22 protein-coding genes and 1 pseudogene are annotated in these 26,123 nt (G+C 38.1%); 7 read left to right on the top strand and 16 right to left on the bottom strand.

Going from position 1 to position 26,123, the window contains the following annotated elements; translation table 11 throughout:
* Positions 1–99: 99 nt before the first annotated feature.
* The 6 genes from recJ to ACYQ2D_RS16390 all read right to left on the bottom strand — a co-directional run bounded on the left by recJ (position 100) and on the right by ACYQ2D_RS16390 (position 8,665).
* Entirely contained in the window at positions 100–1,815 is a 1,716-nt protein-coding gene (gene recJ, locus ACYQ2D_RS16415) for a single-stranded-DNA-specific exonuclease RecJ (RefSeq protein ID WP_459786265.1), read from the bottom strand.
* 271 nt (positions 1,816–2,086) lie between these two features.
* Positions 2,087–4,318: a protein translocase subunit SecD gene (secD, locus tag ACYQ2D_RS16410; RefSeq protein WP_459786264.1), complete on the bottom strand. Its 2,232-nt coding sequence runs from the start codon at positions 4,316–4,318 to the stop codon at positions 2,087–2,089.
* 46 nt (positions 4,319–4,364) lie between these two features.
* Positions 4,365–5,726: a thioether cross-link-forming SCIFF peptide maturase gene (scfB, locus tag ACYQ2D_RS16405; RefSeq protein WP_117456018.1), complete on the bottom strand. Its 1,362-nt coding sequence runs from the start codon at positions 5,724–5,726 to the stop codon at positions 4,365–4,367.
* Positions 5,727–5,819: 93 nt separating this feature from the next.
* A complete protein-coding gene (gene scfA, locus ACYQ2D_RS16400; RefSeq protein ID WP_022302994.1) occupies positions 5,820–5,960 on the bottom strand; it encodes a six-cysteine ranthipeptide SCIFF in 141 nt (46 codons plus the stop codon).
* A 91-nt stretch (positions 5,961–6,051) separates the two neighbouring features.
* Positions 6,052–6,426, bottom strand: a complete 375-nt coding sequence (locus ACYQ2D_RS16395) for a TIGR04086 family membrane protein (protein WP_022302995.1) — start codon at positions 6,424–6,426, stop codon at positions 6,052–6,054.
* Between the two features lie 76 nt (positions 6,427–6,502).
* On the bottom strand, positions 6,503–8,665 hold the full coding sequence (locus ACYQ2D_RS16390) for a hypothetical protein (RefSeq protein ID WP_459786261.1): 2,163 nt from the start codon (positions 8,663–8,665) through the stop codon (positions 6,503–6,505).
* A gap of 182 nt (positions 8,666–8,847) precedes the next feature.
* On the opposite strand from ACYQ2D_RS16390, the gene ACYQ2D_RS16385 reads away from it, so the two are divergent.
* Positions 8,848–10,161, top strand: coding sequence for an HlyC/CorC family transporter (locus ACYQ2D_RS16385; RefSeq protein WP_459786260.1), 1,314 nt, complete (start codon positions 8,848–8,850; stop codon positions 10,159–10,161).
* 27 nt (positions 10,162–10,188) lie between these two features.
* Positions 10,189–10,878, top strand: a complete 690-nt coding sequence (locus tag ACYQ2D_RS16380; protein WP_459786259.1) for a YesL family protein — start codon at positions 10,189–10,191, stop codon at positions 10,876–10,878.
* 53 nt (positions 10,879–10,931) lie between these two features.
* Here ACYQ2D_RS16380 and ACYQ2D_RS16375 read toward each other — a convergent pair whose 3' ends face one another.
* On the bottom strand, positions 10,932–11,543 hold the full coding sequence (locus tag ACYQ2D_RS16375) for a YdcF family protein (protein WP_187558372.1): 612 nt from the start codon (positions 11,541–11,543) through the stop codon (positions 10,932–10,934).
* 97 nt (positions 11,544–11,640) lie between these two features.
* Positions 11,641–12,480, bottom strand: a complete 840-nt coding sequence (locus ACYQ2D_RS16370) for a DegV family protein (protein WP_022303000.1) — start codon at positions 12,478–12,480, stop codon at positions 11,641–11,643.
* 152 nt (positions 12,481–12,632) lie between these two features.
* Here ACYQ2D_RS16370 and ACYQ2D_RS16365 point away from each other — a divergent pair, with 152 nt between their 5' ends.
* Both ACYQ2D_RS16365 and nudC read left to right on the top strand, forming a co-directional pair.
* Positions 12,633–13,136, top strand: a complete 504-nt coding sequence (locus ACYQ2D_RS16365) for a DUF5721 family protein (protein ID WP_459786257.1) — start codon at positions 12,633–12,635, stop codon at positions 13,134–13,136.
* A gap of 85 nt (positions 13,137–13,221) precedes the next feature.
* Complete coding sequence (nudC, locus tag ACYQ2D_RS16360; RefSeq protein WP_459786255.1) at positions 13,222–14,070, top strand: NAD(+) diphosphatase; 849 nt, start codon at positions 13,222–13,224, stop codon at positions 14,068–14,070.
* Between the two features lie 71 nt (positions 14,071–14,141).
* Here nudC and htpG read toward each other — a convergent pair whose 3' ends face one another.
* The 5 genes from htpG to ACYQ2D_RS16335 all read right to left on the bottom strand — a co-directional run bounded on the left by htpG (position 14,142) and on the right by ACYQ2D_RS16335 (position 19,534).
* Positions 14,142–16,226 (bottom strand): molecular chaperone HtpG, encoded by a 2,085-nt coding sequence (gene htpG / locus ACYQ2D_RS16355; RefSeq protein ID WP_117456032.1) that lies wholly within the window; start codon positions 16,224–16,226, stop codon positions 14,142–14,144.
* Between the two features lie 207 nt (positions 16,227–16,433).
* The gene (locus ACYQ2D_RS16350) at positions 16,434–17,831 is read right to left on the bottom strand and encodes an aldehyde dehydrogenase (protein WP_459786340.1); all 1,398 of its coding nucleotides are present in this window, start codon (positions 17,829–17,831) and stop codon (positions 16,434–16,436) included.
* 66 nt (positions 17,832–17,897) lie between these two features.
* A complete protein-coding gene (locus tag ACYQ2D_RS16345) occupies positions 17,898–18,161 on the bottom strand; it encodes a hypothetical protein (RefSeq protein ID WP_022303005.1) in 264 nt (87 codons plus the stop codon).
* A 111-nt stretch (positions 18,162–18,272) separates the two neighbouring features.
* Positions 18,273–18,941 (bottom strand): HAD family hydrolase, encoded by a 669-nt coding sequence (locus ACYQ2D_RS16340; RefSeq protein ID WP_459786253.1) that lies wholly within the window; start codon positions 18,939–18,941, stop codon positions 18,273–18,275.
* Positions 18,938–19,534 (bottom strand): Maf family protein, encoded by a 597-nt coding sequence (locus ACYQ2D_RS16335; protein ID WP_187558366.1) that lies wholly within the window; start codon positions 19,532–19,534, stop codon positions 18,938–18,940. Before ACYQ2D_RS16335 ends, ACYQ2D_RS16340 begins: the two co-directional genes overlap by 4 nt.
* Before the next feature lie 190 nt (positions 19,535–19,724).
* On the opposite strand from ACYQ2D_RS16335, the gene ACYQ2D_RS16330 reads away from it, so the two are divergent.
* The 3 genes from ACYQ2D_RS16330 to ACYQ2D_RS16320 all read left to right on the top strand — a co-directional run bounded on the left by ACYQ2D_RS16330 (position 19,725) and on the right by ACYQ2D_RS16320 (position 22,707).
* Positions 19,725–20,237 carry a hypothetical protein gene (locus ACYQ2D_RS16330; protein WP_187558365.1) on the top strand — a complete coding sequence of 171 codons (513 nt, stop codon included), beginning with the start codon at positions 19,725–19,727 and terminating at the stop codon, positions 20,235–20,237.
* 350 nt (positions 20,238–20,587) lie between these two features.
* Positions 20,588–21,433, top strand: coding sequence for a dTDP-4-dehydrorhamnose reductase (gene rfbD, locus ACYQ2D_RS16325; protein WP_459786251.1), 846 nt, complete (start codon positions 20,588–20,590; stop codon positions 21,431–21,433).
* On the top strand, positions 21,433–22,707 hold the full coding sequence (locus ACYQ2D_RS16320) for a dicarboxylate/amino acid:cation symporter (RefSeq protein WP_117456040.1): 1,275 nt from the start codon (positions 21,433–21,435) through the stop codon (positions 22,705–22,707). Before rfbD ends, ACYQ2D_RS16320 begins: the two co-directional genes overlap by 1 nt.
* Before the next feature lie 34 nt (positions 22,708–22,741).
* On the opposite strand, the pseudogene ACYQ2D_RS16315 reads toward ACYQ2D_RS16320, so the two are convergent.
* The 3 genes and pseudogenes from ACYQ2D_RS16315 to ACYQ2D_RS16305 form a co-directional block, all read right to left on the bottom strand.
* Positions 22,742–22,831 (bottom strand): annotated as a pseudogene (locus ACYQ2D_RS16315) (ABC transporter substrate-binding protein); the annotation flags it as partial.
* Between the two features lie 160 nt (positions 22,832–22,991).
* Complete coding sequence (pdxR, locus tag ACYQ2D_RS16310) at positions 22,992–24,413, bottom strand: MocR-like pyridoxine biosynthesis transcription factor PdxR (RefSeq protein ID WP_117456042.1); 1,422 nt, start codon at positions 24,411–24,413, stop codon at positions 22,992–22,994.
* A gap of 11 nt (positions 24,414–24,424) precedes the next feature.
* Entirely contained in the window at positions 24,425–26,122 is a 1,698-nt protein-coding gene (locus tag ACYQ2D_RS16305) for a glutamine--tRNA ligase/YqeY domain fusion protein (RefSeq protein ID WP_459786249.1), read from the bottom strand.
* Position 26,123 lies beyond the last annotated feature (1 nt).

Below are 26,123 nucleotides of genomic sequence, written 5' to 3'. Positions count from 1 at the left end.
ATTCGTTCTTCCCCGCTTCCTCTTTTATATTTTCGAATTTGTCAATTTAAATCGAATTTTTAAATGTGATATTTAGTATAACATCTTTTCATTTCGGGATCAAATATAATTTTGCACGATAATTTCGATAGATTCCCGTCCATTGTATGTATTAATAGACGGATAGTAGGCAATTGACCAACGTTCTTTCTCCTGAATTTCATTTACAAACGCTTCTCCATCTCCAAACCAGACTCCATCCATGCAGATTCCGTTTTTATCGTAAAGCTTCATTTTTACTACGTTCTTATTTTTTCCAAAAATTCTGCACTGTGTAATTTTTATATTTTTCTCTGCAAAAACCGGCTTATTGTTTCCCTTTCCAAATGGCTCTAACAAAGAAAGCTGACGGATGAGTGGAAGTGTCACATAAGAAATCGGCATCGGTACATCAATTAAAACTTTTTCCATCATATCTTCCTGTGTTAATGTGCATTTTTTATTTAACGCTCTACGAAATGCCTCAATATTTTCTTCCGGCAGGGAAAGTCCTGCTGCCATCGGATGACCTCCAAACTTAGAAAGCAAATCCTTACATTTTACCAGTTCTTTAAACATATGATAAGTTTCAATCGAGCGTCCAGAACCTTTTACTCCATCTTTTCCTTTTGTCAATACAATGACCGGTTTGTTATATGTTTCTCGAATCCGTCCGGCAATAATTCCGGCCAGACTTTCATGGCAGTCCGGTAGATAGATTACCAGCACCCTGTCCTCTTTTAACTCTGTTGTCTCTACCAGCTTTTCGGCCTGTTCCACACCTTTTTGCGTCATTTCTTTTCTGCTGTCATTTAGCGCTTTTAATTCTTCTGCCAGTTCCTGCGCTTTTTTTTCATCCTTACAAAGTAAGAGATTCAACGCTTTTTTTGCTGTACTTAACCGTCCGCTTGCATTAATACAAGGACCTAAGACAAACCCGATATGATAACCGGTCAGTTCTGCCTCTTCTAAATGATTGACACGAATTAAGGCTCTTAAACCATAATTTTTTGTATTTTTCATTCTTCTAAGTCCTTCTTTTACAACAATGCGGTTTTCATCCTGCAAATCCATCACGTCACCAACCGTTGCAATCGCTGCAAATTCAATAAACTCTTCCTGCGCTTCTTTTGGAAATCCGTTTTTCTCATACAAACCACAAATCAGCTTGTATGCTACCATTGCCCCGCAAATTCCCTTAAACGGATACCGGCACCCTTCCTGCTTTGGATTTACAATCGCATCCGCAGGCGGAAGAATTGTTTTGATACTGCCATCTTCCTGTTCCTCATACGGAATCTCATGATGGTCGGTCACAATCACTGTCATTCCAAGACTTTTTGCATAGGCAACCTGTTCCATGGCGCTAATCCCATTATCACAGGTAATAATCGTATCCGTTCCAGCCTGATAGGCAAGGTCAATCAATTCTTTGCTGATTCCATACCCGTCCTTGATTCGATCCGGAATATCAATATCTACGATTGCTCCTGCTTTTTTTAAGCCAATTAATAGAATATAAGTCGAGCATACGCCGTCAATATCATAATCTCCAATAATTCGTATTTTTTTCTTTTCCCCGATTTTTTCCAGTAAAAGCTCCAGTGCCTTCTCCATTCCTTTCATCAACTGAAACGAATAAATCTGATTCATCCCTCCATGCAGATACTGTTCAATTTCTTCTTCACTTATCCGTTCCCTGTTTCTAATCACCCTTGCAATCACTGGGTCGACTCCAAATTTCCTGCCGATTCCATAAAAATCTGCCTTTTTTGCCAAAACCATCCATTTTTGCATGTCATTTCTGTCCTTATCTTCCTGTTTTTTCTTCTATTATATATACTATACCACACTTATACAATGATACAAATAAAAAAGAGACTGCTTTTACACAGTCTCTTTGTAAAGCGGACATTCGCAATCCGCTTCGCTACTTGCTCATGAACGCAGTCGCTTCGCAATTTGTCAGTGAGAGCTTTCAACTCTCACTGACAGAAGCATTCCCCCCACCCGCCGCTTAGTGCTCTGCGCACTTGAAGCGGGGGGAATGCTTATCTGCGTTCAAGCTTTATTTCTTTTTCAGTTTTGTTCTCATCACATACCAAAGCGCTCCGGTAATGCATACAGAAGAATATCCACCGCATACAATACCTACCATAAGCGGCATTGCAAATTCACGTACAGAAGAAACTCCAAGCACAAACAGGAAGAATACCATGATAAAGGTAGTCAGAGAAGTATAAATACTTCTTGTTAAGGTCTGGGTAATACTGGTATTTACAACCAGTTCCAAATCTTTCTTCTTTCCGGCTGTCTTTAAGTTTTCACGGATACGGTCGAAAATAACGATAGTCGCATTAATGGAGTAACCAACAATGGTCAGCATACACGCAATAAAGGTAGTTCCTACGGATACTCGTGCAATCGCATAGAACGCCAGTACAACCAGTACATCATGAATCAGTGCAAGTACAGCGCTTCCTGCAAAACGGATATCTTTAAAGCGGAACCAGATATATAACAGCATCAAAATTGTTGCAATGATGACTGCTTTTACTGCATCGGAACGCATTTCTTTACTTACTGTAGAAGAAATACTTTCACTTGTAATTAAATCAGGGTCTACATCAAAGTTTTCTACCAGTGCATTGTCTAATTTCTCCCTGGTTGCCACGTCTAAAGTAATGGTCTTGATAATCACCTGATTACTTCCCACTACTTTTGTCGCCTGAATATTCTTATCACCAGTTACTTCTTCTACAACCGGTGTTACCTTAGAATCAATTTCCTGAATGGTCATATCTTCCTTAAAGGTTACATTCGTAGAAGTACCACCCTGAAATTCCAGGCTGTATTTTAACGCACTTCCTGTTGTCTTACCAAAGATTATCATAGCTACCGGTGCAGAAAGCACTAAGATCAGAGAAATTGTAAAGAAAATTTTCTTTTTTGCAAGAAAACGAATCGGTTCTCTTTCTTTTTTTACACCATAGAATTTTTTATCTCTGACTCCGACTGCGTAAACTGCATACATAACAAAGCGTGATACAACAAGTGCAGTAAACATGGATAATACAATACCAAGTGCCAATGTCTGTGCAAATCCTTTCACAGAACCTGTTCCGAGCCAGTTTAATACAAATGCTGCAATCAAGGTTGTAACATTACCATCTAAGATTGCAGAAAAAGCCTTCTGAAATCCGCTCTTAATTGCAGTCTGAACGCTTTTACCGGCGCTGATTTCCTCCTGAATACGTGCATAGATAATAACATTTGCATCCACTGCCATACCGATTGAAAGAATAATACCGGCTACACCTGGAAGAGTCAGCGTCAAATCAAACGCATTTAAACAAATTAAGTCAAGGCAGGTATAGATAATCAGAGCTACACCGGCTACGACACCAGGTACACGATAAACCAGAATCATAAATAAGATAACTAAAATCAGACCAATTGCGGCTGCTTTTAAACTGGTTGCGATTGCTTCTTCTCCAAGCTGTGCTGCTACTACATTGGAGCGAAGTTCTTTTAATTCCAGTTTCAGACCACCGATACGGATGGTAGATGCCAGACTTTCTGCTTCTTCCGCATTTTTCATTCCGGAAATCTGAGCTTTTCCGTCTTTAATTTCCGCATTTACACTAGGTACACTTACGAACTCACCATCATAATAAATACCGATGGAATCATGGCTGTCCTCATAAGCCGCCTTTGTTGCTTCCGCAAATTTATCTGTTCCGTCTTTTGTCAGTGTTAAATCAACAACATTTGTATTATTTTTCAAGTCATCCTGCACGACCTGTGCGCTTGCCGTTTTTACATCTGTTCCGGTCAGCACAATCGAACCGTCTTCTTCAAGTTCTTCGATGGTCTTATTTAAGGTATAAGTAACACCATCTGTTGTTGAATAATTTTCTGTTCCGTCAGAACCTTTATGTGCAATAAAGTAAAGAGAACCTGGTGTTCCGAGTTCTTCCAGAATCGCATTTGCGTCTGTTACATCCGGAATTTCCACGTTAATACGATTGTCTCCTTCTTTGTATACCTGAGCTTCACTACTGTAGTTTTCTACACGTTTCTGAAGCTTATAAATGGTATCTGACATCTCATCATCTGTAGGATTCTTTTTTGATGCCTCATAAGTGATACTGACACCACCGGAAAGGTCAAGACCGCGTTTAATATTCTTTGCGGCTCCTGTTCCTGTTGGTCCTAAACCAACTGCTGATGTAAAGACTAAAAATGCAGTCATAAACACCGTCAGTATCAGCACGAGAATTCCTCTGCTTTTCTTCATGATTTTTCCTTTCTTTGCTGATTGCCTCTTAATTCTCTGTCCTGTCTTACTCTTCTTCTGCCATAGCCGCTTTTATCATAATCGCACATTCTACTCTTTTTCTTTGCAGTTCACAGCCGATTTCATAAACATCATCAATTCTGCCTGTAAAATTATAAGAGTTTGCAGCACATCCGCCACTACAATAAAATCTGGCAAAACAGTTTTTACATTTTTCCTTTGCGTAGACATTACAGTTTTTGAATTGACAGGAAATTTCCGGTTTCTTAACCCCGTCCCAGACATTTCCCATAAGGAATTCTTCCTCACCAACAAACTGATGGCATGGATATAAATCTCCCCAAGGAGTGACAGCCAGATATTCTGTTCCTGAACCGCATCCGGACAGCCTCTTGTATACACAAGGACCTCCTGTCAAATCTATCATAAAGTGGAAGAAGTTAAATCCTTTTCCCTCTTTATTGCGTCGAATCATTTCTTTTGCAAGCTTATCATACTCTTCACAGATTTTTGGAATATCTTCTTTTTTGATTGCATACTCTTCTTTTTCATCTGCTACAACCGGTTCTACAGAAATCTGTTCAAAACCAAGGTCAGCCAGATGCAGTACATCTTCTGAGAAATCCAGATTATGATGGGTAAATGTTCCTCTTGCATAATATTTCTGCTGCCCTCTGCTGTCTGCAAACTTCTGGAATTTCGGAACAACCAAATCATAACTTCCTTTTCCCTTACGGAACGGACGCATAAAATCATGAACTTCTTTTCTTCCGTCAATACTAAGCACAACGTTGTCCATTTCTTCATTGGCAAACTCCATGATGTCATCATCTAAGAGCACACCGTTTGTTGTCAAAGTAAAACGAAAATGTTTATTATGAATCTTTTCCTGTGAACGTCCATAAGCAACTAATTCCTTAACAACATTCCAGTTCATAAGAGGTTCTCCTCCAAAGAAGTCAACCTCAAGGTTTTTGCGGTTTCCGGAATTTGCAATCAGAAAATCAAGTGCCTGTTTTCCGACTTCATAAGTCATCAGGGCTCTTCTTCCATGATACTCTCCCTCTTCCGCAAAACAATATCTACATGCAAGATTACAGTCATGCGCAATATGTAAGCACAGTGCTTTTACTACGGTTGGACGGTCTTTAAAGCTCTCAATCGCATTTTCATAAATATCATTTGTAAACAGCATCTGCGCTTCTTCTAATTCCCGACATTCTTCAATTGCTGTGCGAATATCTTCTTCTTTATATTGATTTTTAAATTTTTCCAAAATGGCTGCTTCTGACATTTTTTCTTCCAGACATCCTACAATATCATAAACAATATCATCTACCACATGGACAGAGCCACTATTTACATCAAGTACGATGTTATAACCATTATTTTTATAACGATGAATCACAACTTTATCCCTTTCTACTCTTCTCTAAAACAGGAAAAAGAATCCTGCAGGCAGGATTCTTTTTCCTGTTTTTATTGTTTCTAAAAAATACTATTATTTGTTTTCGCAGCTCTGGTTTCCTACTGTACAGGATGTTTTACAAGCTGACTGACATGAAGTCTGGCATTCGCCACATCCACCTTTTTTTACTGTGTTCTGTAAACTTTTTGTATTTAATGTTTTGATATGTTTCATCACATATTCCTCCTGTATTGATACAATTTTTACGCCTATGCGCTTTCGTTTATTATAGCATAGGACCTTATAGATAGGCAAGTATTTTTATTTAAGACAACATTCCCCCAAGTGCCCCTGCCATAATGCATAGTCCATAGGTAATAAGAAACTCTTTCAGATCACCTTGTATCTTGCGCTCGGTTATCCATGTCACTACGGTTAAAAGCAGAGCGTAAGAAGCCCCCAGTCCCATTCCCCACAAAAAGCAACGCTGTCTGATGCTTTTTCCAAGTGCAAAGCTTCCCACAAAACAGGACAAAATGTATGTAACTAAAATTCCAAGATGAATCTGGTTTTCGTTTAACTGAAATTTACAAAGTAAAAATGCCAGAATTAACAGCAGCAAACCTGTTACAAGATATGCGACAAGTAACATTTTTATCATCTGTGTCAATTTAGATTGTGTTTTTACGCTTTGTTCCAAAAAAATCCCTCCCATATTTATAGATGTACTTTTCATCATATAATCTATAATATGGAAAGGACTTTTATTCTATCACTTATTTTTTCATGTATTTTCTGCTTTTTCTTCTTCTCTTTCTGGTCAGGTCTGCTTTTACCATAATCGCAAATGATGCAACCGCTGTACCCATCCACGCAAAGAGATTCATACTGTCTCCTGTTTTCGCATTGGAAGAGGCACTTGTGGAAGCAGTTGTACTTTCTGACACTGCTCCACTACCCTGTGATGTCAAAAGTATTGGCTTTTCAATCGGTGTTACAGAAGAATCACTCTGACCGGAACTACTTCTATTTAAATTTGTTCCAATTCCGCTCGATGCAACCACTATACCGGATTTCACCGAAGAATCTGTACTGTTTTTCTTCGTACCGGAATTAGAGGCTGTCTTTGAGGATGCCATCGTATTTCCTGCTGCCGGAACCATTGTCAGACTTCCTGCTGTCGCATCACTATAATAAGAAACACTTGGCTTATGATTTGGACTCTTTGTTCCAATTCCGACCAACTGATTTCCGCCTATATTAAATGGGCTGAAAGACGCTGTCTCAAACACCAGATATCCATCTGCAAGATTCAGATTCTGTCCGGCGACAAAGTATTCATACTCTCCCTTTTCTTCCATGTAATGAGCAATAATCAAGGATTCATAAAGCTGCGCCCCTTCCGGAACCGGAATCCTCACCGTAACTTTCTTTCCTTCCGGAACTTCGTATTCTTCATCGGTTTTTAAATTCCAAAGCGTAATCTCATAGCTTTTTAAAATTGCCTCGATATCCACCTCTTCTATATCGCTATCTGTAATCTTTGACACTCGTAAATCCACATAAGGTGGAAGAAAATCTCCGTCTACTTTAATTCCTGTTGCACTGTCTTCCAGGTTTCCAATTGGAGCTTTCTCTTCGGTCTGGTCTGATTCTGCTGTTTCCTGATTCTGAGTGTTCCTGACAGTCTGTTCACCAGTTATTTTGTTTGAAGTTTCACCAGAAGCATCTTTCTCTTTTCCAGTATTTTCTGTCTCCTGAATTTGCTGTTCCCCTGCATTTTCCTGTGCGCCTTCTTCAGAACCAACTGTTTCTTTCGTCTCCTCTGTCGTTTCCGATTCATTTTCGGAATCACTTGGGGTTTGTTCCGAAGTATTTTTATTCTCTTCCTGTACGGTATCTTCTGCCGGGTTTTCTGTTACAGTCTCATTCGTATTTTCCTGTGAATTCTCATCCTTAGCTTCTTCTTTTGAACCTTCCTGCTCGCCTTGTGCCTCCTGCGATTTTAAAGAATCTACAAACACAGTAATGTAACGGACTACTTCCTCGCCCTGTTCACTCCAGCCTTCCACACCGGAATAATCATACGTCTCAATATCATTTGGTGTAAAAATAATCTGCTGCTGGCTCTGATAGGTATCCATCACTTTATCCGGCTCTGCAAAGCGAAATGTTCCATCTCCGGAAAAATTTTCCGTTAAAGAAAGTGTATTTAACGCACCTGGTTCACTCATAGTCAAAGAACCCGGAAAGACAACTTCCGGTGCTGTTTTCTTTTTCTGCTCTGTCTCTTTCTGATTCGATTCCTCTGCGTCTTTCGAAGCATCTTCTTTCGTATCTGTTTTTTCAGAACTTTCTTCTTTTGTGTTCTCTTTTTTGGTATCCTGGTCTTTGGTTTCACCCTGCTCTGCTTTTTGTTCTTCCTTCTGACCCACTACAAAGGCAGACTTTCCAAGGTCTGCCTTTGTAGTATCTACATCAGATTCATTTAGCCATGCATAAGTTAAGGTTACTTTTCCCTTGCCTGTAACTGAAAGAATTGGTCCTGTAAAGCCCTCTGCACGGCTCACTTCAAACTGCGTCGGCATCCGAAGCGTTGTCTCCTCTGAAATGGTAATCGTTCCACAAACCAGAATTTTTGCTCCTTCTGTAGATAATTCTTTTGCTTTTTCCAGCGAATTAACCGCATTTGCCTTTGAAGTACCGTCACCGCTGTCTGATTTGGTACCATCTACATAAATCATTCTTTTTTCCTGATTCTGTTCTGATGCAGCAGATACTTGTGTGATATGTAATCCGTTTTGTGGAACAGCTCCGCTAAGTACCAATGAAGAAGCCAATGTTACTCCCATTAAAGTTTTATATATTTTTTTATTTCTATTCATAATAATCAGATTAAAATCCTTTCGTAAATCAAAGCAATTTCTGTGGTCTTTCATCTTCCACTTTATATCCGACATATTATAGCATACTTTTGCTTTTTTCAACAGTCCCCAAATTTATATTTTTTGAAAAAGCCATTTTCCTTGCAATCCCATCAAAAATCATGTATCATAGATTAAATACCATGCTGGTTAAAGTTTTTTTCCGGCGAATTTAAACAAAAAGGAGTGAAGATTCATTGGATTCCAGCGATGCCATACAGTTTCTCATTTTGATTATCCTACTGGCTTTATCTGCATTTTTTTCATCTGCAGAGACATCTATGACAACTGCAAACCGAATTCGTATTCAAAGTCTTGCTGAACTTGGTGATAACAATGCCAAAATCCTGCTTAAAATAACCGATAATTCCGGAAAACTTTTAAGCACAATCTTAATCGGTAACAATATCGTCAATATTGGAGCCTCTTCCCTTGCAACCTCTATGGCTATCCGCTTTTTTGGAAATGCAGCCGTCGGAGTCTGCACCGGACTTCTTACCCTGCTGGTTTTACTTTTTGGTGAAATCACCCCAAAGACACTTGCTACAATTCATGCTGAAAAAATTGCACTGGTTTATGCAAAACCGATTTATGCGCTTATGACGGTTTTAACTCCGGTTATTTTTATCGTCAATCAGCTTGCACAGGGAATCCTTACCATTCTTCGGGTGGATTCCAGTAAAAAGGGAAGCACCATTACAGAACATGAACTGCGTACCATTGTAAATGTCAGTCATCAAGAGGGCGTGCTTGAAAATGAAGAACATGAAATGATTAATAATGTATTCGATTTCGGTGATTCTTTAGCACGTGATATTATGATTCCTCGTATTGACGTCACTTTTATTGATGAGGACAGTTCTTACGAAGATTTAATTGAGTTATTCCGTGCACAAAAACACACACGTTTCCCAATCTACAAAGAGACAACCGATCATATCGTTGGAATTGTCAACGTCAAGGATTTACTGCTCTTAGACAAGCAGGAAGAATTTTGTTTATCCAGCATTATGAGAGAACCGTATTTTACCTTTGAATACAAAAAAACTTCTGAACTGCTTATGGAAATGAAAGAAGAATCAGTTTCGTTTGCCGTTGTTTTGGATGAATACGGTGCAACTGCCGGAATTATTACTCTGGAAAATCTGTTAGAAGAAATTGTAGGCGATATTCATGATGAATATGATGATTCAGAAGAGGATGATATAACAGAAATCATTCCAGACAGAGAATACATAGCAAAAGGCTCTGCACGACTTGATGATTTAAGTGATTTTCTCCATGTTAACATGGACTCAGAAGATTATGATTCGATTGGCGGTTATATTATTGAACAGCTCGATCGACTTCCAGAAACCGGGGAATCTGTCACAACCCCTGACCAGATACGTCTGGTGGTTGACAAAATCAAAAAGAACCGAATTGAAACCGTTCATATTTATCTTCCGGAGTCTTTGCACAGCCAGACTTTCTCTGACAAAAATGACAAAACTGACAAAACTGAACATTAACACACAGAAAGAAGGATTGAAACAACGATGAGTAGTTTTTTTAATATGGACAGTCCGGTTATGAGGTTCTTGTCCCGTTTATGTGATTTGATGATTTTAAATATTTTATGCCTGATTTGCTGTATTCCGATTGTTACAATTGGTGCATCCATTACCGCACTTTATTCGGTAACTTTAAAGATGGTAAAAGGAGAAGATTCCTATATTGCAAAAGGCTTTTTTAAAGGATTCCGCCAAAACTTCAAAATCTCTACGATTATCTGGCTGATTCTGCTTGTTATCGGTGCTCTGCTTGCCTTTGACTTTCGTGCGGCAAATATGCTTCCGGCTGCTTTACAGAACGTTTTCCGTGTTTTAGTCGGTGCATTTATTACATTTTATATTTTGCTGTTTTCCTATATCTTTCCATACATTGCAAGATTTGAAAACGGAATCAAAGATACCATAAAAAATTCAGTTTTAATCAGTATCTTAAACCTGCCGCGTACTCTTTTAATCGTACTTTTACCAATTGGTCTGGTTGTCTTTACATTCTTAACCAAGACAACCTTAGCTTATGGAAGCCTGTTATGGTTTTTAATGGGAGTTTCCTTTGTTGCTTATGTAAATTCCATTTCCTTCCGGATCGTATTTGCAAAATATGAACCAAGTGAAGACGAGGAAGAACCCTCATTTGATTCTGAAGAAGTAAACGAAACAGCAAACGAAGAAAAATAAATTTTTTACAGGTCAGGTCATAGATTCAAATCTCACGAATGTTCAACTTGAATCTATGACCTGACTTCTTTTTTTATCTCATTTAAAATTTCATGAAACTGACTTCCACAGCGTTCTACTTCTCCAAGCACAGTCTCAATCCCCTCTTTTGATAAATACCAGTTCTCGGCTGTTATCGGGCTTTCTTTTGCCGGACACACGAAAAATTCAGTTTCCGGATATAAGAGTTGATAATACAATAACGCTCTTCTTGCATGATACGGCATACAGCAGAGAATCGCTTTTTTTACTTCCATCCCTTCTTTATCCGTCACTTTCTTAGAATAAATTGCATTTTCATAAGTATACGTTGCATTATCTTCTTTTAAGATGTCTTTTTTATCCACTCCGTTTTGAACTAATACCTGCTGTAAAAATTCCCATTCAGTTTCAAACTTTCCCTGATACAGTTCTTGTTTTTGCAAAACTCCTGCAAAATGACCAAGCACTACACTATAATGACCAGATGGCAGAAGCTTCTTCGCAAACTCTTCTCGATATAGCTCTGCTGCACGCTCAGATGGATTTGGAAATCCATTTCCCGGAATAAAAATAATATCTGCTTTTTGAGGCTCTTGGTCTATAAAAATAAAATCTGTTATCTGCTTTAAAAATTTTTCATACATCTGTCTTATCCTCTTCTGATTTCTTATCACATAGAAAAAGAAGCCGGTTTCTCCGACTTCTTAAGGCTTCTATTTCATTTTCATTCATCTGCAAAAATTACATTGCGATAATAATTCCGCCATCATTTGCGTACATACTGCTGACACCCGCAGTATCTAACAAAACCACATCTTTTACCGGAATCCGCTCTAAAATTGCCTCTTTTACTGCCTGTGCACGTGCCGGACAGTTACAATGACTAATTCCCAGCACCTTTTCTGCCGGATTTGGTGTGCGTTCTACCACATAATCAACCATTTTCATCACTGCTTTATTCATTCCTCTTGCCTGGTCAAGCTGAACAATCGTACCTTCCGGTGTAGAACCCATCACTGGTTTGATTTTTAAAGCAGTTGCCACAAATGCTTTTAAATTGCTCAATCTTCCATTTTTACGAAGTGTTTCGAGCGTTTCAAGCACAAAATACGTATTCTGTTCACTGATATAGGCATCTACTTTTTTTATTACTTCTTCAAATTCCATCCCCTGTTCTTCACACTCTTCAATTTTTAAAGCAATTAAGGTCTGTCCAACCGACGCAGAGTGAGAATTAAACACATGAATTTTTTTATCCGGATGTGTTTCCTTTAATAAATTCATTCCCAGAACTGCGCTGTTATAAGAACCGCTCAATTCAGAAGAAAGTGTTACTGCATATACGTGTTCTGCCTCACAATCATACGCTGACATATAACGTTCTGGTGACGGGCAGGATGATTTCGGGCAATTTGGACTCTCTGCAACTCGTTTTAAAAAATATGCCTGGTCAAAAGTATCATCATCTATAATATCTTCATCATCCACGGTCAGTGTCAACGATGCTCTTTCCACAGCCGGACTGTCTTTCCATTTTTCTACTAATTCTCCACAACTGTCTATCACAATTTTATATCTCATATTGCACCCTCTTATATGTAGTTTCTAATACTATGTTTTATAATACCATAAAACACTATACTTGAAAAGGCTTTTTCCTTAAAAAGACTTTGATTTTTTTACCGAATCGTTTATACTTAAAAAAGTAAACACAAAAAAGATGAGGTTTTTCAATGATTGCATTAAACGTACAAGATGTCAAAGATTTTATGGCACGGCTCTTAATTTCAGAAGAATTTGACTCATTCTGGCTCTGTGAGGCTTCAATTACCACATTTTCAACCTTTCAAATTGATGGAACCCTGCGCCCTGAATTTTTTGACACTGAAGAAGCCGAAGCCCTTACAAAAAGCGGTCGCACCCATTGCCTGTGGCAGGAAGTAAAGCCCTACTGTTTTTCTATTATCAAAGGAAAAAAAACACCGCTTTCCTTTAAAATTGTATTTCAATTATCCAGACAGGCTTCCGAACAGCTTCTCTTGAAAAATGCTTCAAGCTGGAGCATCAACGATATTTATGGGCTTTATTTAAATCTGCAGTATGATGGTACTTCCCTAATCTGTACCACCGGCACTTCCATGAAACTATTTTCTATGGATAAATCACTGGATCTTCTCTGGGATGAAGCTGTCATCACATTTTTTAAAAAACACCAGATTGCCATGCTTTCTGTCTAAAACATGGCATATAAATGTACCACAAAGTGAAGGTTAAAAAGCCTTCATAAATATCTAACATAACTTTACAGGAGGAATTTTACTTATGATACAAGATATTTACCCACATATTTATCACAACGAATATACCCCTCACGAACCAAATCCTGAAGATATTGTTCTTCATTATAAAGACAACACTGTTTTTGTAAAAAAAGAAGAACAAACTATTTCGTTTTTAAAATTCTCTGAAGTTGTTTCCGTTTATCCAAAAGCAAAAGAAACATTTATCTATCTGTTTTCTATTGATAAGGTTTCTTATTATCTTATCCCTGAACTTCCAGAAGCTCTTTTTTCAAACTATCACTTTGAAAATAATCGTCTTTTCCGTACTGCACGACCAAAAGACCTCGCCTTTGCCGGAATCACCGGATGGCAGTTATTTACATGGTACAATGAACACAAATTCTGTGGAAAATGCGGTTCTCCAATGAAATCAGATACAAAAGAACGTATGCTTCACTGTCCGAACTGCAACACAATCGAATATCCAAAAATTTGTCCGGCAGTTATCACAGCAGTACGAAATGGAAACAAACTGCTTTTATCTAAATATGCGGGTCGTGAATACGTTCACTACGCACTGATTGCCGGTTTTACCGAAATTGGGGAAACCATTGAAGAAACCGTAAAACGTGAAGTAATGGAAGAAGTTGGATTAAAGGTTAAGAATCTGCATTTCTATAAAAGCCAGCCTTGGTCTTTTTCCGGAACACTGTTATTTGGATTTTTCTGTGATTTGGATGGAGAAGATACGATTTCTCTTGATGAAGAAGAACTTTCCATGGCAGTCTGGATGGAACGTGAAAATATTCCGGATGACCCGGAACAAATCAGCCTGACCCGTGAAATGATGACCGTCTTTAAAAACGGAGAAGATAAAAAATACTGTTAACTCTTAAATGAAACAAAAGTGCCCCTGAATTTTTCTACAAACTCAGGGACACTTTTTTATGGTTCACCTTATTATTTTGTCATTTCCATCATAATTTCATTGCTTCTTGCAACAAATTTTGTCATCTCTTCCGGAGTCAGCTGTCTATGCGTAATCACAGCTAAATCATATAACTGCTCGCATACCAGTTTGGTTAAATCTCCTTCTTTGTTTGCCAGCACATACTGCACCAGTTTATTATTTAAGTTTAATACCAGTGTTTCCTGTCCGCCAAACATAGAGGAATCCATGCCGTACATATTGTACATCTTCATCATTTCCTGCATACGACGGCTTTCTTCTGTCACTGTCATCATAGAAGAAACACTTTCGTTTTTCAGCTTTTCGGCTTTTACTGTCAGATTTTCTTTTCCTAATGCTTTCTTAAAGATTTCGCCTAACTCTTTGGTCTGCTCTTCTAAGTTTTCTTCGCCGTCTGCTTTTACAGATTCATTGATGTCTGCATCAATACGCATGAATTTTACAGTTTCTTTTTTCTGCTCTACATGAGAAATAAATGCAGAATCAATGTTATGCTTTAAGATGAGCGCATCCTGTCCCTCTTCTTTAAACATATTGATGTACTGGCTCTGCTGTACTTCGTCTGTTACATAATAAACCGTTGTTTTTTCCGGTTCTTTTCCTTCTTCAGCATCTTTTTTAATTTCTTCTGCTGTTTCTTCTTTATTCTCTTCGATTACTGTTTCAGCTTCCTCTTTTGCCTCTTCTTCTGTCTCATTTTCCTTTAAGTAATCTTCCAGAGTCAGGTATTTTCCATCCAGATTCTTATACAGGATATAATCCATCATTCTGTCTGAAAATTTAGTGTCTTTCAAACAGCCAAATTTGATAAACGGATTGATATCATCCCAGTATTTTTCATAAGTTTCACGGTCTGTCTTGCACATTCCGGAAAGTTTATCTGCCACCTTCTTACTGATATATTCAGAAATTTTCTTAACAAATCCATCATTCTGAAGAGCACTTCTTGATACATTCAGTGGTAAATCAGGGCAGTCAATCACGCCTTTTAACAACATTAAAAATTCCGGAATAACTTCTTTAATGTTGTCTGCAATAAATACCTGATTGTTGTATAACTTAATGGTTCCTTCAATGGATTCATATTCCGTATTAATTTTCGGGAAATATAAGATACCTTTTAAGTTAAACGGATAATCCATATTTAAATGAATCCAGAATAACGGCTCCTTATAATCCATAAATACTTTACGATAAAATTCTTTATATTCCTCTTCGGTACACTCATTTGGATGTTTCATCCACAGAGGCTGTGTATCGCTCAAAGAAACCGGTCTTTTGTTAATCTTAACCTGGTCTTTTGCAGGAGAAACTTCTACAACTTCTTTTTCTCCATTTTCATTTTCTTTTTCTTCTGTTTTGGCATCTTCATGAATATGCTCTACAACAACATCATCTTCTCTTAAGTCAGCTTCATCAATTGTTTCATATTCCTGCGGAGCATTTGCCTTGGAAAGATAAATCTCTACCGGCATGAATGAGCAATATTTTTCGATAACTTCTCTTGCACGGTATTCATTTGCAAACTCAAGACTTTCTTCATTTAAATGCAGGGTGATTTCAGTACCGACTTCTGTACGATTACTGTCTTCAAGTTCATACTCTGTACCACCATCACAAGACCAGTGAACTGCCTGTGCTCCCTCTCTGTAAGAAAGAGTATCAATTTCAACTACATCGGCAACCATAAATGCAGAGTAGAATCCCAGACCAAAGTGTCCGATAATCTGGTCTTCATTTGTTTTATCTTTATATTTTTCAAGGAACTGGGTTGCTCCTGAAAAAGCAATCTGAGTAATGTATTCTTCTACTTCATCTGCAGTCATACCAAGACCGGTATCAATGAATTTCAGGGTTTTTTCTTCTGGATTTACAATTACCTGAATCTGATTTTTATGATTTTCAGGAAATGTATATTCTCCCATTACCTCTAATTTTTTTAATTTTGTAATTGCATCACATCCGTTGGAAATTAATTCACGGAAGAAAATGTCATGGTCGGAATATAACCACTTTTTAATAATTGGAAAAATATTGTCACTGTTAATTGATAAACTACCACGCTTACTAGCCATGATATAAACATCTCCTTTTACTTTCTCTTTTTGCAGAAAACTTCTCTTTTCTGCTGCTAAAATCAATATTAATACTTAAAGAGTAAAAAGTCAAGAAAAAATTAGCACTCATTTTAGTTGAGTGCTAACAAATTTTTATAAATTTTCTAAACAAAGAATAAAATCTATGCAATTTCACAGGTGTTCGATTGGAACGTCAAAAAATAGTTATCTCAAAAACAAATGCAGGAATAAATTCTTATACTTTCGATAAGGAAGATAGCGAATCGGAATATCTATTTTACTTTTTCTTACAAGCAGACTCTTTTTATGACTAAACGTATCAAATCCCGCTTTTCCATGATAACTTCCCATTCCACTTGCACCGACTCCTCCAAATCCCATATAGGAAGTTGCCAGATGTACTATGGTATCATTGACACATCCGCCCCCAAAGGAAAGCTGTGAGAGCACCTGTTTTTTGACAGACTGCTCTTTTGTAAATAAATAGAGTGCAAGCGGTTTTTCCTTTTGTTTTACCAGATTTACGGCTCTCTCTATGGTTTCAAATCCAATCACCGGCAGAATGGGACCAAAAATTTCCTCCTGCATCACCGGCGCATCAAAGTCAGTTTCATTTAAAATAGTCGGTGCAATCTGCAAGGTTTCTTTTCGTCCATATCCTCCGCTTACAACCAGTTCTTCTTTTAACAGCTTCATCAGCCTTTCATAGTGATAACTTGAAATTATTTTAGGATAATCTTTGCACTTTAACGGTTCTTTTCCGTACATTCTGTGAATCCATTTACACATTTTTAAAATCAATTCTTCTTTTACGGATTCCTGAACCAACACATAATCCGGCGCAACACAGGTCTGACCACTATTTAAAAATTTTCCAAACACAATTCTTTTAGCCGCAAGATTTAAGTCCGCACTTTCTTCTACAATACAAGGACTCTTTCCTCCCAATTCAAGTACAACCGGTGTCAGCTGTTTTGCTGCCTGTTCCATAATCAGTTTTCCAACTCTTGGTCCGCCTGTATAAAAAATAAAATCAAATTTCTGCTCTAACAGCTTTTTATTTTCCTTTTCCCCGTCTTTGATTACAGCTACAAACTCTAAAGGAAATGCTTCTTCGATTATCTTTTTTATCATTTTAAAAGACACTGTCGATGCTCCAGATGGTTTTATCACGCAACAGTTTCCTCCTGAAATTGCATCAATAAGTGGCTGAAGACAAAGCAAAAACGGATAATTCCACGGTGCAATAATTAAGACCACACCATAAGGCTCTGCAATTACCCTACTTTTTGCCGGAAACTGAGCAAGGGGTGTCGGCACCCGCTTTTCTTTCATCCAGCCGGCCAGATGTTTTTTTACATAACGAATCTCATTTAAAAGAAGGCCTGTTTCTGTCATATAACTTTCAAACGCACTTTTATGCAAATCTTTTTTTAAGGCATCTGCAATTTCTCTTTCATGTTTTTTAATTATGATTTCAAGCCTGTTTAATGCGTTCTGACGAAATTGGATTGATTTTGTCGCTCCCGTCTCAAAAAAGTTTCTTTGCTCTTTTAAGACTTTTTCTATTTCCATGCGGTCTGCCTCACTTTCTTTTTTAATCACCCAAAATATTTAAAAAACAGGCAGTCTTTCCTAACGAAAAAACTACCTGCCTTCTTTTGCCTCTTAGCCCTCTACAATCAAATACTGACCATTTGGAAGGGCAAATACTTCACTGGCTTCTTCAAGTTCATTCATGGACATTTCATCGACATCCATACCATTTTCTTCAAAATATTCTTTTACTTCTTCTAAAGTGTCCACAACAACTGCCATGCAATCTTCCAAAAATGCTTCTGCTTCTTCCACAGTTTCTGCAACTGGCTCTGGAAACAGTTGTTCCTGATTTCTTAAAAACGTAATCAAGCACTCCTCACTAAATTCATTCATTCGTTTTTCCTCCTTAATCCTATCATCTTTTTTCCAAAAACCGTTTTCACGTGTTTTGTGCTCTTATCTCAAATCGAGATACTCCCTTTGAAACCTTAATGGTTTATGCTATCACACATTTTTATGCGCTTTTGCATAAGCCAGAATTTCTTCCGGTTTGTCTACAATTTTATCTGCATGATGTTCTTCCAGTTCTTTTCTTGGACGAAATCCCCAGGTCACACCAATTGTAAACATTCCTGCGGCATTTCCGGTATCCATATCTGTATTGGTATCTCCCATATAAAGACACTCTGAAGGTTTGGCATTGAACTCTTTCGCAATCGCAAGTGGTCCAAGTGGAGAAGGTTTTCTTGGAATTTCGGCAGTCTGACCCTGCACTTTATCAAACAATTCTTCTCCAAATATTTTATTTACCACATCTACTGCTGCATGATGTGGTTTATTTGAGCAGACACCTATCTTAATGCCTTCTTTTTTTAATCCATTTAACATCTCCACAATGCCGTCAAACGGCTTTACATGATAAAACGGGTCCTCTTCAAACCATTTACGGTAAATCTGTTTTGCTTCTTCATAATCAACTTTATCTATTCCGCCGGATGCCTCTAAAATTCTTCTTACCAGCTCATCTGCCCCATCTCCGGCAAAAAAATTATATCCTTCTACCGGCTGTTCTTTAAGTCCATAATGGCTCAGCAGACGGTTTCCCACTACCGCAATCGATTCTACCGTATCTGCAATTGTTCCGTCTAAATCAAAAATACATGCTTTTATCATTTGTTCTCCCAGTCCTTCCAGCTCATTCCCATATTTTTTACTTCCTGATATAATCTTGAAATCGGCATACCTACCACATTATAATAATCGCCTCTTATCTCTTTTATAAATTTTGCACAGAGTCCCTGAATTGCATAAGCTCCCGCCTTATCCATCGGTTCTTTGCTCTGTACATAAGTTTTAATTTCTTCTTCACTCATCGGATAAAATACAACTTCTGTCTTTTCAAAAAAAGTCTGTTTTGTCTCTGCCTGATTTTCTCTCACAAACAGACTCACTCCTGTATAAACAAAGTGAGAATTTCCCTGAAGCTTTTTTAACATCGACACCGCGTCTTCTTCATCTGCCGGTTTTCCAAGAATGTTTCCATCCACAGCAACTACGGTGTCCGCTCCAATAACGCAGACATCTCCTGTTGTTTTTGAAAATACGTCCTCTCCTTTTTGGCTCGAAAGCTCCATCACGACTTCTTCTGGATTCGTGCTTGTAATGACCTCTTCTGCTTCACTTTTACAGACTTCAAATACACATCCCATCTGAGTAAGCAGTTCTTTTCGTCTCGGTGAGCCACTGGCTAATAAGATTCTTTTCATATCTTAAGTTCTCCGTTGTTATTCTTTTGAATGTAAATCATTGCTTCTACATTCTTAACTCTTTTTTAGTATAATATTTCTTCGTCCTACATGCAATATCTTTTATTTGTAAAAAATTCATTTCACATTCTTGTTAAAATGTATTATAATGGTAATAATAAAAACAGACAGTTAGAAAGGACGTATGTATATGGGTAGTTTTTATAAGAAAGCTTTAGGATTTGGAGCACTTGGAGCTGCAGCTGGAGCCGTTGCATATTATCTCAAAAAACAAAAAGAAAAAGACCCTCAGCTTGAAGAGGATTTTGCAGATTTTCATGATAATATCAAAGAAACCGCTTCCTCTGCCGCAAACGTTGCTTCCCGCTTAAAAGAAAAAGTGGAACAAACCGTAGAAGAAACCGTTCAGAAAGTAAGAGAACATACGGATGATATCCTCGATGATTTAGATAAACTCGATGATGAAACTATCTTTGAGGATGACGAATTTTTTGATTCTCCGTCTGACACCTCAGAAGAGTTTGAATCTTCCAAAGAAGAAGAGGACTTCAAACCAGTCGAAGAAAGCAAAGAAGAACCAAAAGAAACAGAAACAGATAACGAAGCAGATAAAGAAAACGAAATCGAAAAAGAAGAAAGCAGTGAAGCCGCAGCGGATGAAAAAGATTCTGATACCGATGCTTCCAAAGAAATCGAACTTTAATATGAATTCACTCAAAGAAGAGTATTGTCTCAAATTCAATACTCTTCTTTTTTGTCCAAAAATCGTCAAATTTCGTTGATTTATTTTGCTAATCCGATAAAACTATGCTATGATAGGACTATTGGCAAAAACGTCCGATTTTCCCGTTTTTATTCATCAGACAGCCTAGTCCTGTATCAATGATATTTCATTAAATAACTTGTGTAAATTTCCATCTGCTACGTTGTCGTCAATCGCCGTAGCCACTACGGCTCATTCCTCTGTCTTGCAGATTGAAAATTTACCCTGCGTTATTTGTTTAAAAGTCAATGATACAGTACACTAAATTTTACTCAAAGGAGGATTTTTTCATGGAAAAAATATGGATTGCCGGTGCAAAAGGACACGTTGGCTCTGCCTTGTGCGATTTACTTGACTGTAGACATTATGAAATTCTGCCAACGGATTTAGAGGAAGTTGATATCACGGACCGTGAATCAGTCAGCAATTATGTTCGTGTCAGCCGTCCCGATGTTTTGATTAACTGTGTTGGTTTTGGTGATATTGCTTCTTGTGAAGCCCAGCCGGATAAGGCATATCAGGTTAATACCGTGGGTGCACGAAATCTTGCCGTACAGGCGCAGGCTATCGGTGCAAAGCTGATTCATCTGTCTACCGATGACGTTTTCTCTCATCATGCCAGACAGCCTTATAATGAATTTGAAATTCCAACCCCTTCCACCATTTATGGAAAAAGTAAACTTGCAGGAGAGCGTTTTGTACAAAATCTCTGTACCCGCCATGTTATCGTAAGAAGCAGCTGGGTCTACGGTATTGGAAAAGATTTTGTAAATACGATTCTAGAAGCCGCAAATAATCCTTCTGTCACTTCTATGGAAGTTGCAGAAAACGAATTTGCAAGCCCTACAAGTGCAACCGAACTTGCAAAAGTGATTGAACAACTGATTGATAATGACTGTCTTGGTATTTATCATGCAGTCTGCGGCGGATTTTGCAGCCGATTTGAATTTGCACAGGCGATTTTAAAGGCTATTCACGCAAAGGATAAGCTGACTTTAAAACCGATTTCTGATTCAGAAACTATCAATTATTCTGTTCTTGATAATATGATGCTTCGGCTTGAAAATTTTACTCAGCCGATATCCTGGCAGCAGGCATTAAAAGACTACATAAGAACTACAGGAGGAAATAACTAATGCCAAAAACCAAAAACACCAAAAAGAAACTCAGCCTGTCCACTCTGATTTTTACAGCTCTGCTTTTGGGTGCTCTTTTCGGAGTCGGACTTCATTATCTCATTCCTGCCGGACATATCCGTGATGATATCATAATCGAAGGCATGCTTTATGTTGTCGGTCAGGGATTTATCCGTCTGATGCAGATGCTCGTTGTTCCACTTGTTTTTTGTTCTCTAGTATGTGGAAGTATGGCGATTGGAGATACAAAAACACTTGGAAAAGTGGGGATCAAAACCGTACTGTTTTACTTATTTACCACCGCAATGGCCGTTACCGTTGCACTGAGTGTTGCTTCTCTCATTAATCCGGGACTTGGCGTCAAAGTAGACAACATCTCTACTTCTGAAGTTTCCCTTTCCGAAAGTAAACCACTGACAGAGATTCTTTTAAATATTATTCCAAAAAATCCAATTGAATCCTTAGCAACTGCCGATATGCTTCCAATTATCGTCTTTGCTTTATTTGTCGGTATCATGTTAGCAAAACTTGGTTCTAAAACATCTACCGTAGCCAATTTTTTCAGCCAGTTCAATGACATTATGATGGAAATGACTATGGTTGTTATGAGTGTTGCTCCTATCGGTGTTTTCTGCCTGATTGCACGTACGTTTGCAAATATCGGATTCAGTGCCTTTGTTCCAATGTTAAAATACATGGGCGCTGTTATTCTTGCACTTGCTATTCAGTGTTTTGGTGTTTATCAGATTTTATTGTTCTTATTTACACGACTTAATCCGATGCGCTTTATTAAAAAGTTTTTCCCTGTTATGAGCTTTGCATTTACCACTGCTACTTCAAATGCAACGATTCCTCTTTCCATTGACACTCTGCACAAAAAAATCGGTGTCAGCAAGAAAATCTCTTCTTTCACGATTCCACTGGGTGCTACCGTAAACATGGATGGAACTTCTATCATGCAAGGAGTTGCTGTTATTTTTATTGCACAGGTTTATGGAATTTCTTTAACTCCTTCTGATTTACTGACCGTTGTTGCAACAGCTACACTTGCTTCAATTGGAACTGCAGGTGTTCCGTCTGTCGGACTTGTCACTCTGGCTATGGTCTTACAAAGCGTTGGACTTCCAACCGAGGGAATTGCCTTGATTATGGGTATCGACCGTATTCTTGATATGCTCCGTACTGCTGTTAATATTACAGGTGATGCGGTCTGCACTACAATTGTTGCACATCAGGAAAAAGCTCTTGACCGTACTGTCTTTAACGAAAATTAAATATTCCAGCTCAAACAAAAATACAGGCTCCGCATCAGCGGTCAGCCTGTATTTTTCTAATATCTGAAAATCCTGTATTTTGCTGAACGATTTCCACATCAAGACCTTCATCTGCAAAATAGCCTTTTTCCTGTTAATCGACGCCTGAATCTTTATGCTCCCTCCGCCGGTATTATCCGGTTCAGGTCTAAGGGTCTAAAATGACTTCCCTGTTCTATTCTCAACCGGATTCCACCAATTCCCCTGTTATTCCTTTTCAAGCCTAATCTACTCTATACCTACAGTCAATACTCTTTTTTCCATATCCTGCTAAGAATCTGCAAAGCTTCTTTGATTTCTTCTTCTGTAAGCGTTGCATATCCAATTAACACAACTGCTTCTGTTTCTTTTTTTTCCTGTACAAAAAATTCAGATAAACCATAGACACGAATGCCTGCTGATTTTGCGCGCTCCACTGCCTCATCTTCCGAAATCCCATTATGAAAGCGCAGCAACAGATGTATTCCTGCATGTTCTCCAAAACAACTGCAGATTTCGCTCATCTCTTCTTTCACCCAGCGAAGAATCCAGTCATGTTTACTTTTATAAAGACGTCTCATCCGATTTAAATGCCGTTCGTAATGTCCGTTTCTTAAAAACAGCTCTACTATTTTCTGATCTACTTTTGAAATGGTTACTGCAAACGGATATCTGCTCTGATAGTATCGCATCAATTTTTTTGGAAGTGCCATATAACTGATTCGTATCGATGGTGCAATGGATTTTGAAAATGTTCCAATATAAATGACTCTTTCGTTTTTATCAAATCCCTGCAATGCCGGTATTGGTTTGCCTTTATATCGAAATTCACTGTCATAATCATCTTCGATAATATAAGTCTGATTCTCATCTGCCCAGCGAAGCAGTTCCATCCGACGTTTCAGGGGCATTACTGTCCCCATTGGGAATTGATGTGAAGGCATCACATAAACCACGTCAGCACCTGTCTTTTCAAGTTCTTCGATACAGATTCCCATCTCATCGCTCTTTACTGTACACACTGAACAGCCTGTATGTTTCAAATCATACCAGGCACTTAAATACGTTGGATTTTCCATTGCTACTTTTTTATTACATTCAAAAAGGGTAGCCAAAACCATAAGCAGATAATCATTTCCTGCTCCAACTAAAATCTGACTCTTTTCACACTTTACTCCTCTGGCATGATACAGGTACTCTGCAATAGCTTCTCTGAAAGAATCTTCTCCATAGGGATTTCCCTGTGCAAAAATTTCTTCTGTAGAATCACTTAACACCTGTTTTGCCAGCTGTTTCCAGGTATGAGTCGGAAAACTTTCCGGTGCAATTCCATTTAGTGCAAAATCGTAACGATATTTCTGTAATTTTCTTCTCTGTTTTATCTCTGTCTTTTCTGGATTGTTTTGTTTCGTATACTCTGCTTTTTGAAAATAAATCCCTTCTATTTCGCAAACATAATATCCCTTATAAGCAACCGGTTCAATATAACCTTCCGCAACTAACTGATCATAAGCAGTTTCAATGGTACTTCGGCTGACTAGAAGATTTGCTGAAAGCGCACGGGAGGACGGCAACCGCATCCCTGCGACAAGCCGTCCTTCCTGAATTTCCTGTTTCAAATATTCTTCGATTTGCTGATACAAAGGAGTGAGGCTTTTTGTATCAAGCGGAATCATTAATTCATTCATAGCAGTTTTTCTTATTTCTTTTCTAATTTGAAAGAACTCTTAAGTGAAACAATACGGTTAAATACTAACGCATCCGGTCTGCTGTCATGGCAGTCTGTACAGAAGAAACCATTTCTTACAAACTGATAGCTGTCAAATGCCTGAGACTTTTTAAGTTCCGGCTCTACATAAGCCTTTACAACGGTCAGGGAATTTGGATTTACATTCAAACTTCCGTCTTCTTTATTATAAACGCCTTTTTCTTCGTCTACAATATTTTCATACAGACGACATTCTGTTTCCACTGCGGTCTTTGCCGCAACCCAGTGAATGGTTCCTTTTACTTTTCTTCCGTCCGGAGAGTTTCCACCCTTAGAAGCAGGGTCATAAGTACAATGAACGACTGTCACATTCCCATTTTCATCTTTTTCAACATCTGTGCAGGTTACAAAATAAGCATTCATCAGACGTACTTCATTTCCCGGATACAGACGTTTGTATTTTTTAACCGGTACTTCCATGAAATCTTCCTGCTCGATGTATAATTCTTTTCCAAATGGTACGCTTCTGCTTCCAAGTTCTGGATTTTCCATGTTATTTGGAGCTTCTAAGTATTCAATCTGCTCTTCCGGGTAATTGTCAATTACAAGTTTTAATGGATTTAAAACAGCCATCACACGTGGACGTTTCATTTTCAAATCCTCACGGATACAGTATTCTAACATTGCATAATCTACAGAACTGTTTGCTTTTGAAACGCCACAGAGTTCTACAAATTTTTTAATAGATTCCGGTGTAAATCCACGTCTTCTAAGTGCTGCAATAGAAACCAGACGCGGGTCATCCCATCCATCTACAATTCCATCTTCTACTAATTTTTTAATGTAACGTTTTCCGGTTACAACATTTGTTAAATATAATTTTGCAAATTCAATCTGTTTTGGCGGATGTGGATATTCTAATTCTGTAACTACCCAGTCATAAAGCGGTCTATGGTCTTCAAACTCCAGTGTACAGATAGAATGTGTCACCCCTTCAATGGCATCTTCAATCGGATGTGCAAAATCATACATTGGATAAATGCACCATTTATCTCCTGTTCTGTGATGATTCATGTGTGCAACACGATAGATGACCGGGTCTCTCATGTTAATATTCGGAGATGCCATATCAATTTTCGCACGCAGTACTTTAGAACCGTCTTCAAATTCTCCATTTTTCATGCGTTCAAATAAATCTAAGTTTTCTTCCACACTACGATTTCTGTATGGACTTTCTTTTCCCGGTTCTGTTAAGGTTCCTCTGTATTCACGGATTTCTTCAGCAGATAAATCACAGACAAAGGCCTTTCCTTTTTTAATTAATTTAATTGCGGCTTCATACATCTGGTCAAAATAATCAGAAGCAAAGTATAAACGGTCTTCCCAGTCTGCTCCTAACCATTCAATATCTTTTTTAATAGACTCAACAAATTCTACTTTTTCTTTTGTCGGATTGGTATCGTCAAAACGCATGTTAAATTTTCCATGGTATTTCTGAGCCAGTCCATAGTTTAGAAGAATTGACTTTGCATGTCCGATGTGAAGGTATCCGTTTGGTTCCGGTGGGAAACGGGTACAAATTTCATCGTATACACCTTCTGCTAAATCTTTTTCTATAATCTGTTCAATAAAGTTTTTTCCAACTGTTTCTTCTTTGTTTTCTTCTCTGCTTTCGATTTCTTTTTCCACT

It is taken from the genome of Blautia stercoris, from assembly GCF_054657695.1.
The sequence above is the reverse complement of the archived record's forward strand: the minus strand, read 5'-3'. Positions and strand labels throughout refer to the sequence as shown.